16 protein-coding genes are annotated in these 13,076 nt (G+C 72.1%); 11 read left to right on the top strand and 5 right to left on the bottom strand.

Features of this window, described 5'->3' with window-relative positions; all coding sequences use genetic code 11:
• Positions 1-85: 85 nt before the first annotated feature.
• A complete protein-coding gene (locus ADK36_RS20055) occupies positions 86-862 on the top strand; it encodes a sulfite exporter TauE/SafE family protein (RefSeq protein ID WP_053198518.1) in 777 nt (258 codons plus the stop codon).
• 17 nt (positions 863-879) lie between these two features.
• Here the strand turns inward: ADK36_RS20055 and ADK36_RS20050 are convergent, their stop codons facing one another.
• The gene (locus ADK36_RS20050; protein ID WP_048579236.1) at positions 880-1,341 is read right to left on the bottom strand and encodes a VanZ family protein; all 462 of its coding nucleotides are present in this window, start codon (positions 1,339-1,341) and stop codon (positions 880-882) included.
• Positions 1,342-1,807: 466 nt separating this feature from the next.
• Here ADK36_RS20050 and ADK36_RS20045 point away from each other — a divergent pair, with 466 nt between their 5' ends.
• From ADK36_RS20045 to ADK36_RS20020, 6 genes are read left to right on the top strand one after another with little or no spacing between them, the layout of a single operon-like run.
• Entirely contained in the window at positions 1,808-1,990 is a 183-nt protein-coding gene (locus tag ADK36_RS20045) for a hypothetical protein (protein WP_048579031.1), read from the top strand.
• Positions 1,987-2,439, top strand: coding sequence for a monovalent cation/H+ antiporter complex subunit F (locus ADK36_RS20040; protein WP_053198516.1), 453 nt, complete (start codon positions 1,987-1,989; stop codon positions 2,437-2,439). Before ADK36_RS20045 ends, ADK36_RS20040 begins: the two co-directional genes overlap by 4 nt.
• Positions 2,432-2,683 carry a Na(+)/H(+) antiporter subunit B gene (locus ADK36_RS20035; RefSeq protein WP_048579029.1) on the top strand — a complete coding sequence of 84 codons (252 nt, stop codon included), beginning with the start codon at positions 2,432-2,434 and terminating at the stop codon, positions 2,681-2,683. The genes ADK36_RS20040 and ADK36_RS20035 overlap by 8 nt, the downstream gene beginning before the upstream one ends.
• Entirely contained in the window at positions 2,680-3,420 is a 741-nt protein-coding gene (locus tag ADK36_RS20030) for an MnhB domain-containing protein (protein ID WP_053198514.1), read from the top strand. Before ADK36_RS20035 ends, ADK36_RS20030 begins: the two co-directional genes overlap by 4 nt.
• Before the next feature lie 7 nt (positions 3,421-3,427).
• Positions 3,428-3,778 carry a sodium:proton antiporter gene (locus ADK36_RS20025; protein ID WP_053198512.1) on the top strand — a complete coding sequence of 117 codons (351 nt, stop codon included), beginning with the start codon at positions 3,428-3,430 and terminating at the stop codon, positions 3,776-3,778.
• Complete coding sequence (locus tag ADK36_RS20020) at positions 3,778-5,538, top strand: complex I subunit 5 family protein (RefSeq protein WP_048579026.1); 1,761 nt, start codon at positions 3,778-3,780, stop codon at positions 5,536-5,538. Before ADK36_RS20025 ends, ADK36_RS20020 begins: the two co-directional genes overlap by 1 nt.
• 21 nt (positions 5,539-5,559) lie before the next feature.
• On the opposite strand, the gene ADK36_RS20015 is transcribed toward ADK36_RS20020, so the two are convergent.
• Entirely contained in the window at positions 5,560-6,222 is a 663-nt protein-coding gene (locus tag ADK36_RS20015; RefSeq protein ID WP_048579025.1) for a DUF4230 domain-containing protein, read from the bottom strand.
• Between the two features lie 214 nt (positions 6,223-6,436).
• Here ADK36_RS20015 and ADK36_RS20010 point away from each other — a divergent pair, with 214 nt between their 5' ends.
• A complete protein-coding gene (locus ADK36_RS20010; protein WP_048579024.1) occupies positions 6,437-7,393 on the top strand; it encodes a ribose-phosphate diphosphokinase in 957 nt (318 codons plus the stop codon).
• Here ADK36_RS20010 and ADK36_RS20005 read toward each other — a convergent pair.
• Together ADK36_RS20005 and ADK36_RS20000 are read right to left on the bottom strand one after the other, a co-directional pair.
• Entirely contained in the window at positions 7,388-7,768 is a 381-nt protein-coding gene (locus ADK36_RS20005) for an anti-sigma factor antagonist (protein WP_048579023.1), read from the bottom strand. The genes ADK36_RS20010 and ADK36_RS20005 overlap by 6 nt on opposite strands.
• A 164-nt stretch (positions 7,769-7,932) precedes the next feature.
• Positions 7,933-8,370 (bottom strand): MarR family winged helix-turn-helix transcriptional regulator, encoded by a 438-nt coding sequence (locus tag ADK36_RS20000; RefSeq protein WP_048579022.1) that lies wholly within the window; start codon positions 8,368-8,370, stop codon positions 7,933-7,935.
• A gap of 103 nt (positions 8,371-8,473) precedes the next feature.
• Between ADK36_RS20000 and ADK36_RS19995 the strand changes: the two genes are divergently transcribed.
• Together ADK36_RS19995 and ADK36_RS19990 are read left to right on the top strand one after the other, a co-directional pair.
• Complete coding sequence (locus ADK36_RS19995) at positions 8,474-9,925, top strand: aldehyde dehydrogenase family protein (RefSeq protein ID WP_053198598.1); 1,452 nt, start codon at positions 8,474-8,476, stop codon at positions 9,923-9,925.
• 24 nt (positions 9,926-9,949) lie between these two features.
• Entirely contained in the window at positions 9,950-11,056 is a 1,107-nt protein-coding gene (locus ADK36_RS19990; RefSeq protein ID WP_048579021.1) for an NAD(P)-dependent alcohol dehydrogenase, read from the top strand.
• Positions 11,057-11,062: 6 nt separating this feature from the next.
• Here the strand turns inward: ADK36_RS19990 and ADK36_RS19985 are convergent, their stop codons facing one another.
• Complete coding sequence (locus tag ADK36_RS19985) at positions 11,063-12,013, bottom strand: NADP-dependent oxidoreductase (RefSeq protein WP_053198509.1); 951 nt, start codon at positions 12,011-12,013, stop codon at positions 11,063-11,065.
• A 71-nt stretch (positions 12,014-12,084) separates the two neighbouring features.
• Between ADK36_RS19985 and ADK36_RS19980 the strand changes: the two genes are divergently transcribed.
• Positions 12,085-13,053 carry a GlxA family transcriptional regulator gene (locus ADK36_RS19980; protein ID WP_053198507.1) on the top strand — a complete coding sequence of 323 codons (969 nt, stop codon included), beginning with the start codon at positions 12,085-12,087 and terminating at the stop codon, positions 13,051-13,053.
• Positions 13,054-13,076: the final 23 nt, after the last annotated feature.

Below are 13,076 nucleotides of genomic sequence, written 5' to 3'. Positions count from 1 at the left end.
GACCAGGAGTTGATCGGGCCGGGTGTGCTCGCCCGCCACCATCCTTCGTCCACCACCGAACCGTCGAATTCCTAGGCTTCTCGCCATGAACGCCGCACACATCGGTGAACTGCTCGCGATCCTGGGCGCGGGCATGGCCGCCGGAGCCGTCAACGCCGCCGTCGGGTCGGGGACGCTGATCTCGTTTCCCGTCCTGCTCGCCACGGGCCTGCCGCCGGTCACCGCCACGGTCTCCAACGCGCTCGGTCTGATCCCGGGCTCGATCAGCGGAGCCATCGGGTACCGCGCGGAACTGCGCGGCCAGCGCCGCCGCGTCCTGAAGTGGAGCGCCGGCGCCCTACTCGGCGGGCTCGCCGGGGCCGCGCTGCTCCTCGCCCTGCCCGCCTCGGCGTTCGAACGGATCGTGCCGGTTCTGGTGGGGCTCGCACTCGTGCTGGTCGCCCTCCAGCCGCTGATCAGCAAGAGGGTGCGCGGTCGCCGGGCACGGAAGGGGAGGTCCACGCGCCCCGACGGCGGCCCCCTGCTGCTCGTCGGACTGACCCTGGCCAGCGTCTACGGCGGCTACTTCTCCGCTGCCCAGGGCATCATCTACGTCGCCCTGATGGGCATGCTCCTCGACGACGGGCTGCAACGCCTCACCGCGGTCAAGAACGTGCTCGTCGCCGTGGTCAACTCCGTCGCCGCCCTCTTCTTCCTCGTCGTCGCGGACTTCGACTGGACGGCCGTGGCCCTCCTCGCGATCGGGTCCGCGGCCGGCGGCCATCTCGGGGCCACGGCAGGGCGCCGCCTGCGCCCTGCCGTGCTGCGCACGTTCATCGTGGTGGTCGGCACGGTGGCCATCGTCCAGTTGGTCCTGCGGTAGGGCCCGCCGGACAGGCCCTACGCCTTCTCGGCGCGCGGCCCCCGCGCGTGCACCGCGCGGCTCAGTCGCCGTCCCAGCAGGAGGTATCCGATCAGGGCCCCGGTGGTGTTGAGGATGACGTCGTCGATGTCGAAAGCGCGCCCCGTGACCAAGGCGCCCTGGGCGAACTCGACGAGGAGCATGACGGTCGCCGTCAGCAGGAGTACCCGCAGGACGCCGCGCGTCCTCGGGGCGACGACGGGAACCAGGATGCCGAACGGAACGCCCAGCAGCAGATTGCCCCCGATCTGCCGGACTGCGTCACGCAGTTCGGGCTGGTCCAGATACGCCCGCAGCGAGCGGCCCGGCCGCAGGTTCGTGTGCGTCAGGGCCTCCGACGCCGGGGAGGGCTGCAAGGTGAGCTTCGCCAGGACCACGGCGAAGGCGACCATGAACGCGAAGGCGCACACCATCGCCAGCAGACGGGCGAGGAAGCGCAACGGGTGCCGCTCGGATCGCGCGGGCGGCGTGGGCTTGGCGGTGCGCTCGGACTTGGTGGCGCGCCGGGTGGCGCGCCGGGACTTGGCGCCGACCGCGGCCTTGGCGGTGCCTCGGGACTTCGCGCTGCCGGCCGACTTGGTGCCCGCCGACTTGGCACCGCCCCCCGATTTGGTGGCGCCTGCGGACTTGGGAGTGCCGGGGTGCAAAGCGGCACGCGAACGTGGGGTTCCACGGGCCATGCGATCCTCCAGTCTTCAACTTCCCTTCGTAGTAAGGGGATTACCCCGGACCGGCGCCACGATGCCCCTCGTGCGGCTCCCGGTCACGGCCGCCCACGGTTTTCCTTCACGCTGTCGGGGCACTCCGGGCGGAGGCCCGCGCGCGCCGCCGCCCCTGTCGTCCGAGGCGGTGTTTGGATGACGCGGAACGGAAGTAACGGACATTCGACCCGCGGAGGTGGCGTGCATGGACCGGCGTACAACGCTGCTCGCCGCAGCCGAGTTCCTGGCCTGGTGGGCCGCGCTCGCCCTGCTGTGGCTGGTCCTCATCACCGCCGTGGACACGCTGGAACTCGTGGTCGGCGCGGGCGTCGCCGCCGTGGCCGCGCTCGCCGCCGTCGCCGCCCGCCGGGTGGTGGCCGGACGATGAACGGCTGGCTCCTCGCGGCGACCGTCGTGCTCGGCGGGGGACTGGGGGCCACCCTCTGGGGCGTCGCCACCGGACCGTTGCGGCGCCGGGTCGTGGCCCAGAACCTGTCCACCGCGCCGGCCTGCACCGGACTGATCCTGCTCGCCCAGGGATACGACCGCCCCGCGTACGTCGATCTCGCCCTGGTCCTCGCCCTGCTCGGCCCCGTCGGCACCCTGGTCTTCGCCCGCCTGCTGACCGACGAACTGGCCGACGACCCGCCCCGCGCCCGGGGCGTCACCTGGGCCGCCGCGGCACTCGCCGCGGCCGTGGTGCTGGCCCTGTGCGTGGCGGTCGGACCGAGCCGGGCGACGGCGAAGCTCCTCCTCGTCGGCGCCCTGCTGATCGGCGGGAACGTCATCGCCTCCCGCGCGCTGTCCGGCGGCATCGCGGGGGTGCGCGGTGGCTGACGCGGTCATCGTCGTCGCGCTGCTGCTGGTCGCCGGCTCCGCCACCGTGGCCGTACTGGTCCGCGACCCCGTGCGCCAGGCCCTCGTACTGGCCGTCCTCGGCGTCGTCCTCGCCGTACTGTTCACCGCGGTGCAGGCGCCGGACGTCGCCCTGTCGCAACTGGCCGTCGGCGGTGCCCTCACCCCGCTGCTGCTGCTCCTCGCGGTCCGCAAGGTCAAGCGGCGCAAGGGGCGTGAGCGATGAACCCGCGCACCCGGCTCGGGCTCGTCGCCGTCGGCGGCACCGGCCTCGCCGTGCTCCTCGTCGCCGCGAGTCTGCGGCTGCCGGACTTCGGCGGCGACAGCCACCCGTACGGCGATCGCGCGGTCCGCGAGTCCCTCGCCCGGCACACCGCCAACACCATCGCCTCCGTCAACTTCGACCAGCGCGCCTTCGACACCCTCGGCGAGATGACCATCCTGTTCGCGGCCGTCGTCGGCTGCGTCGTCCTGCTGCGGCAGACCCGCGACGAGCACCGCGCCCGCCCCGAACCCGCCGACGTGGCCCCGCCCGTACGCCGCTACGCCCTGATCGTCCTGCCGATCGCCCTGGCCACCGGCCTGTACGTCATCGCGCACGGCCAGCTCAGCCCCGGCGGCGGCTTCCAGGGCGGCGTCGTCGCCGCGACCGCCCTGCACCTGCTCTCCCTAGGCGCCGACTACCGCGCCCTGGAACGCATCCGCCCGGTCGGCCTGTACGAGGTCGGCGACGCCGTCTCGGCCTCCGCCTACGTCGTCACCGGCCTCGCGGGCCTCGTCGGCGGTACGGCCTTCCTGGCCAACACCCTGCTGCCGTACGGCACGTTCAACACGCTGTCCTCCGGCGGCACCGTGCCGCTGCTGAACGCGGCCGTCGGCATGGAGGTCGCCTGCGCGGTCGTCGTGCTGCTCGCCCGCTTCCTGGACCAGGCCGTCGAGATCGAGGAGGAGAGCGGGAAGTGAGAGCGCCGTGACGGACGTCCTGCCGTACCTCGTCGCCGTATGGATCTTCCTTGTCGGCTGCTACGGCCTCGCCACCAGCCGCAATCTGATCCACGCCGTCGGCTGTCTGTCCGTCTGCCAGTCCGCCACGTACGTCCTGCTGCTGGCCGTCGGTTACCGCGACGGCGCGACCGCGCCCGTCTTCTCCGACCTCGAACCCGGCGCACGCCCCGTCGTCGACCCGGTCGTCCAGGCCCTCGCCCTGACGGACGTCGTCGTCGGCGCCACCGTCACCGCCCTGCTGCTCGCGCTCGTCATCCAGGTCTCCAAGCGGCACGGCACGGTCGACCCCGACGAACTGTCCGAGCTGCGCGGCTGATGAACGACCTGCTGCCGCTGCTCGTCGCCGTACCGCTCCTCGGGGCCGCACTCCTGGTCGCCGGTGGACGCCGCGTGCCCCGCGTCCTGGCCGAGTCGGTGGGCTGTGCCGTCTCGGCGGGCACGGCCGGGCTCGCGATCGTGCTGCTGCTGAACTCCTCGCCGCCGATGACCGAATGGGTGGGCGGCTGGACGCCCGTCGACGGGCGCACTGTCGGCATCGTCCTCGTCGGGGACGGCGCGGGGCTCGGCATGGCGGCCCTCGCCTCCCTGCTGACCCTCGCGGCCCTGGCGTACTCCTGGCACTACTTCGAGGAACCCCCGCGCCGGCACGCCGGTTCGTTCCCCGCGCTGATGCTGCTCTTCCAGGCCGGCATGTGCGGGTTCGCGATCGCGGGCGACCTGTTCAACGCCTTCGTCTGGTTCGAGCTGATGAGCGTCGTCGCCTACGCGCTGACGGGCACCCGGGTCGAGGAGGCCAAGGCCGTGCAGGGCGCGCTGACCTTCGGGGTCGTCACCTCGCTCGGCGCGTACGCCATGCTGATGGGCATCGGGCTCCTCTACGCCCGCACCGGCGAACTCGCCATGACGCAGATCGGCCGCGGCCTCGACGCGCACGGGCCGCCGGACGCTCTGGTCCTCGCCGCCTTCGTCCTCGTGCTGACCGGCCTGCTGGTCAAGGCCGCCGCCGTGCCCTTCCACCTCTGGCTCCCGGACGCCCATGCCGTCGCGCCCACGCCCGTCTGCATGCTGCTGTCCGGCGTCATGGTCGAACTCGGCGTGTACGGCGTCTGGCGCGTGTACGGCACCGTCTTCGCGGGGCCCGGCGGCCTCCCGGCCGCCGACCTGGAGCGGGTGCTCCTCGTGCTCGGCGCGGTGACGGCGGTGCTCGGCGCGGTCATGTGCTGGTACCAGCGGCACATCAAACGCCTGCTGGCGTACTCGACGGTCGCCCACACCGGGCTGTTCCTGATCGGCATCGGCGTACTGACCCCGGAGGCCGACGACGGGGTCGCGCTGTACGTCCTCGGGCACGCCGGTGTGAAGGCCGCCCTGTTCGCCTGCACGGGCATCCTCCTCGACCGGTACGGCACCGTCGACGAACACGCGCTGCACGGCCGGGCCCGCGAACTGCGGGGCGTCGCCGCGCTGTTCGCCGTGGCCGGCCTCGCACTCGCCGGACTCCCGCCCTTCGGCACGGGGTTCGGGAAGGCGGTCACGGAGGAGGCCGTGGGCGGCCCGCTCGTCGTGCTGTACGTCGCCGCGAGCGCGGTCACCGCCGGGGCCGTACTGCGAGTGGCCGCCCGCGTGTTCCTCGGGCTCGGCCCCACACCCGAGGACGACACCGACTACGAGACGACCGGCGCCGGTGAGCGTCCCGAGACCCGGCACCGGCTCAGCCGCGTCCCCGACACCATGACCGCTGTCCCCGCCGTGCTGCTCGCGGGCGCGCTCGCCGTCGGCGTGGCCCCCGGCTTCGGCGAGGTCGTGGCCCACGCCGTCAACGAGGCCGGGTCCGGCGGCGCCGTGGTGCCCGCACCGCACTGGAGCCCGGCCGGTGTGCTCCTCGATCTCGCCTCGACCGCGCTGGCCCTGGGCCTCGCGGCCGCGGCCGTCACCCGTCCGGGGCTCCTGTCGGCCCCGGCGGGGGCACGTCCACTGCGGCGCCTGCAGTCCGGGCACGTCGGGGACTACGTGGCCTGGGTGCTGGTGGGCGCCACGCTGCTCGGCGCGCTGGCCCTGCCGGGCCTGCCGTCGTAGCCGGGCCCGGGGCCGCCGGAGTCAGGTCCCGTACGTCACCTCCACCTCCTTGAAACCGAGGGAGTGCAGCAGCCCTTCGAGCATGTCGGTGGTGTTGGTCTCGGCGCGTGCCGTCAGCCGGCTGTCCTTGGCCGCGTCGCCGATGTGCTTGACCGCCAGCTGCTGCACGGCCTGTTCGCTGTTCGGGTTGTCCGAGAAGAGATCCCCGAGGCGGTCGAGGAGGCCGCGCTCCTTGGAGACGGCGTAGGAGCGGTCCGGGTCGAGGGCCGGCTTGCCGAGGGCGGCGTGCGGCAGGCGGAGCGTGGCGGACGTACGGTCGTCGTTGACCGTGACGTCGTCCTCGCCGACCTTGCCGAGGTCGACATAGGCGTCCACGGTGCCCGCGCCGACGTACAGCGTGCGGGTGCCGCGGATCGCGTCGGGCAGGAACTTGGCGTCCTTCTCCAGATCCACGACGATCTGGAAGTTGCCGGAGGCGGCGTCGTAGCGGCTCATGTCCTGGATGGACTGGAGCAGTGCGGGACCCGAACGGTCGTTGGTCTCGGTGCCGAACAGGTCCTTGAGGCCGGGGATCACGCTCAGCCGGATCCCGGCGAAGAAGACGACGAGCACCAGGATCAGGGCGCTCACCGCCTTCGCCCAGCCGGGCATGCGCTTGTTGACGCGCTTGATGGGGGTCGTCATGGCGACGTTCCTCCTTCCCTCTTCAACCAAGTACCCCCAAATCCCTTGCCAGACCGGCCCGTTGACCGATTGCCCGGTTCGATCGCCCGCTCCGGTTGCCCGTGTCGTGGTGAGGCCATCGCCACAGGTGCTCGCCCGCGGGGGAGCCGCAACGTTTCTGCTGACGTCAGTAGCATGGGTCCGCCACCCGGAATGATCATGCGAGGAGCGGTTCGTGCGAGAGATCGCCGTGTTCAGCGGTAGTGCCCATCCCGAACTGGCGGCGGAGGTCTGCGCTCACCTGGGGGTGCCGCTCAGCCCCACCCGGGTGAGCCGGTTCGCCAACGACTGCCTGGAGGTGCAGCTCCAGGCCAACTGCCGCGAACGGGACGTCTACCTGATCCAGCCCCTGGTCCGGCCCGTCCAGGAGCATCTCGTCGAACTGCTGCTGATGTGCGACGCCGCCCGCGGGGCGTCCGCCCGCCGGATCACCGTCGTCATGCCGCACTACTCCTACGCCCGCTCCGACAAGAAGGACGCGCCCCGCATCTCCCTCGGCGGCCGCCTCGTCGCCGACCTCATGGTGGCGGCCGGCGCGAGCCGCGTCCTCGCCATGACCCTGCACGCCCCGCAGGTGCACGGCTTCTTCACGGTGCCGGTCGACCACCTGCACGCGCTGCGGGAGCTCGCCGCGCACTTCCGGCAGTACGACCTCTCCCGTACGACCGTCGTCTCGCCGGATCTCGGCAACGCCAAGGAGGCCGCCGCGTTCGCCCGGATGATCGGCGCCCAGGTGGCCGCCGGGGCCAAACAGCGGTTCGCGGACGACCAGGTCAGCATCAGCTCCGTCATCGGGGAGGTGACCGGGCGGGACGTCATCGTCCTGGACGACGAGATCGCCAAGGGCAGCACCGTCCTCGAACTCCTCGACCGGCTGAGGGAGATGGGGCCGCGCTCGATCCGCGTCGCCTGTACGCACGGGCTGTTCGCGGCCGGCGCGCTGAAGCGGATCGGCGAGCAGCCGGACGTACTGGAGATCGTGTGCACCAACACCGTGCCGGTCCCCGCGGAGGAGCGCACCGAGAAGCTGCGCGTCCTGTCCATCGCGCCCGCGCTCGCCGAGGCCGTGCGCCGCATTCACAACGGGGAGTCCGTCAGCGCCCTGTTCGACGCGCGGGGAACCGCCTCATAACGTGCCGGACGTGGCCTCCGGCTGGTTCAGGGCCGCGTCCGGCGTCGGATGCGGCGGCAGCAGCCTGGACAGGCCGGTGATCCTCAGGACGCGCAGGGTGAGCGGGTGGGTGCAGACCAGGTGTAACTGCCCGCCGTGGTCGAGCACCCGGCTGCGGGCCCGGTAGAGCAGTCGCAGTCCGGAGCAGTCGAAGAACTCGACGTTCCTGAGGTCGATCACGAGCCTGGCGTCGGGGCGGGCCGTCACCCGGTCCAGGTACGGGGCTATCTCCACCGCCGCCGAGATGTCGATCTCACCGCGGAACTCCAGCACCGTGTGCCCTCGGTGCCGGTGGACGCGCAGATGCCGGCTGAACGGCGCAGGATCCTGCTGCACGACGACATCGCCTCCGACCTGCTCACTTACGGCGGGCTGCCCAAATCCAGTCCCCGCACTGCAAGTTACCCTCGAACGACCGAATTTGAGCATGTTCGATTGACATATGTCTTCGAATTGCGACAGAGGTTTCGCGGGAGATGTGCGAGATGTGCGGACCGTGGCTACGACAGCGCATGCCAGGCCCGGGAGAGCGCCTGGCGGAACTGCTCGGCCTGGTGGGCCGTGAGGTCCCGCACCATCCGCTCCTCCAGCTCCCGCACCGGCCCCGCGTGCCGCGCCAGTAGCTCACGGGCGGCGTCCGTCAGCAGGATGAGCAGTTCCCGGCGGTTGTGGGGATTGCGCTCACGGCGCACCAGCCCACGGCTCTCCAGGGACCGCACGAGATCGGCGATCGACTGGGCCGTCACGAACGAGTCGCGGGCCAGCTGCGCGGCCGACAGTCCGTCGTGCCGCTCCAGGACGGTGAGCGCCGTGTACTGCAGTGCGGTGATCCCGGACGGCCTGACCAGCTCATCGAGGTGGGAGCGCACGACCAGCTCCACCTGCTTCACCATGTAGAGAAGCGACGGAGCTGCCTTGGTCACCTGGGTGTCGAGCATGGGTTCAGCCTAGAGCATTGACAGGAAACCTGTCTGTAATGAGACTGCGGACCAACAGGAATCCTGTTGGTTGAAATCTTGGCGATGGAGCTGGGGAGTGGCGATGACCACCTACGAGATCGAACCCGGTCGGTTGTTCATCGGGGGCCAGTGGCGCGAGGCCGCCGACGGAGCCCGCACCGAGGTGGTCGACCCGTCCCGTGGTGCGGTCCTCACCACGGTCGCGGACGCCGGCGCCGCCGACGTGGACGCGGCCGTGCGCGCCGCTCGGGACGCCTTCGACGACGGCGCCTGGTCCGGGCTGAGCGGCCGCGAGCGGGGCCGGGTGCTGCACCGGGTCGCCCAGCTGATCCGGGAGGACGCCGACACCATCGCCGAACTGGAGAGCCGTGACGTCGGCAAGCCGATCACGCTCGCCCACGCCGTCGACATGACCAACGCGGCCAACGACTACGAGCACTTCGCCGCCCTCGCCCACGCCCTGGACGGCTCCGTCCGCGACACCCCCATGAACGCCCTCGCCTACGTCCGGCGGCGGCCGCTCGGCGTGGTCGCGGCGATCACCCCGTACAACTTCCCGCTGATCCTCGCCGGTTCGAAGATCGCCCCGGCGCTCGCGGCGGGCAACACGGTGGTGCACAAGCCGGCCGAGGAGACCCCGCTCAGCGCCCTGTTCATGGCCGACCTCTTCAAGCGGGCCGGCGTCCCCGACGGCGTGGTCAACGTCGTCACCGGCGGCCCCGCGGCCGGCGAGGCGCTGCTGCGCAACCCCGGGGTGGACAAGGTCGCCTTCACCGGCTCCACCGGGGTCGGCAGGAAGGTCGCGGCCATCGCCGGGGAGTCGCTCAAGCCGGTCACCATGGAGCTCGGCGGCAACGCGGCCCACGTCGTCTTCGAGGACGCCTACCTGGAGAAGGCCGTCGGCGCGGTCATCAAGGGCTTCGTCTTCAACACCGGGCAGTTCTGCATGGGCGGCCCGCGGCTGCTGGTGGCGCGACCGGTCTACAGCACGCTGCTCGGCATCCTCGCCGACGCCGTGCCCGGCGTTCCGCTCGGCGACCCCCGCAAGCCCGAGACCGTCGTCGGCCCGATGGCGGGGGAGCGGCATCTGCGCAAGGTCGAGGAGTACGTCGACCTGGCCCGCAAGGACGGCGGCCGCATCGTCTGCGGCGGAGAGCGCCTCGACCTCGACGGCGGCTACTACTACAAGCCCACCGTGATCGCCGACCTGCCGAACGACTCCCGCGTGATCCAGGAGGAGATCTTCGGCCCCGTTCTCACCGTCCAGCCCTTCGACTCCGAGGACGAGGCCGTCGAGCTCGCCAACTCCACGCCGTACGGCCTGGCCTCCGGCATCCAGACGGGCAACCTGGCCCGCGCCCACCGGGTCGCCGACCGGCTCCAGGCAGGCATCGTCTGGGTCAACGACTGGGCGATGCTCGACCCCGCGGTCCCCTTCGGCGGCGTCAAGGACTCCGGCTTCGGCCGCGAGTACGGGCCCGAGGCGCTCGACGCCTACACCACCACCAAGTCCGTCGTCGTCTCGCTCGACTGAGCGCCCTGCCAAGGAGTTCGTACGATGTCCATCCCCACCCGCGCCGCCGTCGTCGAGTCCGGCGGAGCACCCTTCACCCTCTCCGACGTCGAGCTCGCCGAACCCGGACCGCACGAGGCCGTCGTCCGCATGGTGGCGACCGGCCTGTGTCACACGGACCTCGGAGTGGCGAGTGGCGGACTGCCCTTCCCCCTGCCCGGCGTCCTCGGCCACGAGGGCGCGGGCGTCGTCGAGGCCGTCGGCCCGGCCGTGACCGGCGTCGCACCGGGCGACCACGTCGTGCTGTCCTTCACCTCCTGCGGCGACTGCCGCAACTGCCGCGGCGGGCACCCGGCGTACTGCGCGACCTGGCTGCCGCTGAACCTCCTCGGCGGCCGCCGGGCCGACGGCACCAGCACGATCAGCCGGGGCGGCGAGGACCTCGGCGGTCACTTCTTCGGGCAGTCCTCGTTCGCCGAGCGGGCGCTGGTGGACGAGCGCAGCCTGGTGAGGGTCGACCCGGAGGTGCCGCTCGCCTCGATCGCCCCGCTGGGCTGCGGCGTGCAGACCGGAGTCGGCGCCGTCTGGAACGTGCTCAAGCCCCTCACCGGCAGCACGGTCGTCGTCCTCGGCGCCGGAGCCGTCGGCCTGTCGGCCGTCATGGCCGCCGCCCTGACCCCCGCCACCAACATCGTCGCCGTCGATCGAGTCGGCGAACGCCTGTCCCTGGCAAAGGAGTTGGGCGCCACCCACACCGTCAACGCGGCCGAGGCCGACCTCGGGGAGGCGCTCGCCGGGATCACCGGCGGACTGGGCGCCGACGGCGTCGTCGAGACCACGGGCAACGTCGGCGTCCTGCGCCAGGGCGTCGACGCGCTCGCCGCCCGCGGCACCCTGGTCGTCGTGGGAGCCCCGCCCTTCGGTACCGAAGTTGCCCTGGACGTCAACGGTCTGCTCGGCGGCAAGCAGGTCGTCGGCCTCACCCTCGGCGACGCCGAGACGCAGACCTTCATCCCCGCCCTGGTCCGGCTGGTGAAGGAAGGGCGGCTCCCGCTGCACCGCCTGATCAGCACGTATCCCTTCGCGGAGATCGACCAGGCGGTGCGGGACATGGGCGCGGGCAAGGCGATCAAGCCCGTGCTGACCTTCTGACCGAGGTCAGTCCACCACCAGGACCAGCTTCCCCGTGGTCCGGCCGGTGTCGCCGAGCCTGTGTGCCTCGGCGGCATCGGCCAACGGGAAGGCGCCGGCGATCGCGGGGCGCAGCTTCCCCGCCTCCACCAGCTCCGCGATCGCCGTCAGGCCGCTGTGGGAGGCGTCCACGAGCATCCGAAGCGCCCGCACACCCAGCCGCCCGGCCTCCTGGTAGAGGTCGTCCGAACCGCCCGGCAGGATCGAGACGACGAGGCCGCCCGGGCGCAGTACGCGCAGTGAACGCGTGCTGGTGTCACCGCCGAGCGTGTCCAGCACGACATCGACGTCCTTGACGGCCTCGGCGAAGTCCGTCTCCCGGTAGTCGACCACCTCGTCCGCGCCGAGGCTCCGCAGGAACTCGTGCTTGCCCGCGCTCGCCGTGCCGATCACATGCGCGCCCCGTGCCTTGGCGATCTGCACGGCCACGTGACCGACCCCGCCGGCGGCCGCGTGGATCAGCACCCGCTGCCCCGGACGCACGTCGGCGTACTCCACCAGGGCCTGCCAGGCGGTGAGGGACACCAGCGGAAGAGCGCCCGCCTGCGTGTGGTCGATCGAGGCCGGCTTGTGCGCGAAGGCGCGGGCCGGGGCGGTGACGTACTCGGCGTGCGAGCCGTGGCCGAACGGGTAGGACAGCATCCCGAAGACCTCGTCGCCGGGCTGGAACCGGGCGACGCCGACGCCGACCGCCTCGACCACGCCGGAGACGTCCCAGCCCAGGACGAAGGGCGGCTCGCCCAGGAAACCGCCGGTCGCGCGGTGCTTCCAGTCGGTCGGGTTGACGCCGGCGGCGCGTACGCGGACCAGTACCTCGTTCGGGCGCGGCGTCGGGCGCTCCAGTTCCACTTCCTTCAGGACCTCGGGACCGCCGAGGACGTCCTGGCTGATGGCTCGCATCGTGTTCACAGTGCTCATGGTCGACCAGCCTGCCGGGGCCCGCAGCGCAGGAGAATGGCACGATTGCCAACCTTCGATAGGATCGTGCCATGCGTGGTGAACGACAGGTGGAACGGGCCGAGCGGGTGGTGGTGCTGGCCCTGGATGGCGTCTACCCCTTCGAGCTGGGCATCCCCAGCCGGATCTTCGGCGCGGCCGACGGCCGGTACGAGGTGCTGACCTGCAGCGTCGACGGCCGGCCGGTGCACAGCAACGCGGACTTCACGATCGGAGTCCAGTACGGCCCGGAGATCCTCGCCACGGCCGACACCGTGGTGGTCGCCTCCATGGCGCCCCCGTACGTCCCCACGGAGCTGTCCGCCGAGGTCGCCGCCGCGCTCGCGCTGATCCGCCCGGACGCACGCATCGTGTCGATCTGCACCGCAGCCTTCGTCCTCGCCGCGGCCGGCCTTCTGGACGGCCGCAGGGCCACCACGCACTGGCAGGTGACCGACCTGTTCCGGCGCCGGTACCCGCACGTCGACCTGGACCCGGACGTCCTCTTCGTCCACGACGGCCGGATCCTCACCTCGGCCGGCGCCGCCTCCGGCATCGACGTCTGCCTGCACATCGTCCGCGTCGACCACGGCCACGAGCTGGCCAACGCGGTGGCCCGGCGCTGCGTCGTGCCCCCGTTCCGGGACGGCGGCCAGGCCCAGTACATCGAGCAGCCGGTCCCGGAGAGCGGCGCCGCGAGCACCGCCGCCACCCGCGCCTGGGTCCTGGAGCGCCTCGACGAACCCCTCACGCTGACCGACCTCGCCGCCCACGCCCGGATGAGCCTGCGCACCTTCGCCCGCCGCTTCCACGACGAGGTCGGCCTCAGCCCCGGCCGCTGGCTGATCCAGCAGCGCGTCGCCCGCGCCCGGCATCTGCTGGAGTCCAGTGATCTGTCGGTGGACCGGATCGCCGGCCAGGTCGGCTTCGCCACGGGTGCCTCCCTGCGCCAGCATCTGCACGCCGCCATCGGGGTGTCACCGCAGGCGTATCGCCGTACGTTCCAGGCGGCTTCGCGGTAGCCGGACGGCGGTCCGCGTGACTT

The sequence above is a fragment of the Streptomyces viridochromogenes genome, from assembly GCF_001270495.1.
Lineage (GTDB): Bacteria > Actinomycetota > Actinomycetes > Streptomycetales > Streptomycetaceae > Streptomyces > Streptomyces viridochromogenes_A.
Note: the sequence above shows the minus strand (reverse complement) of the source record. Positions and strands in the feature narration are given on the sequence as shown.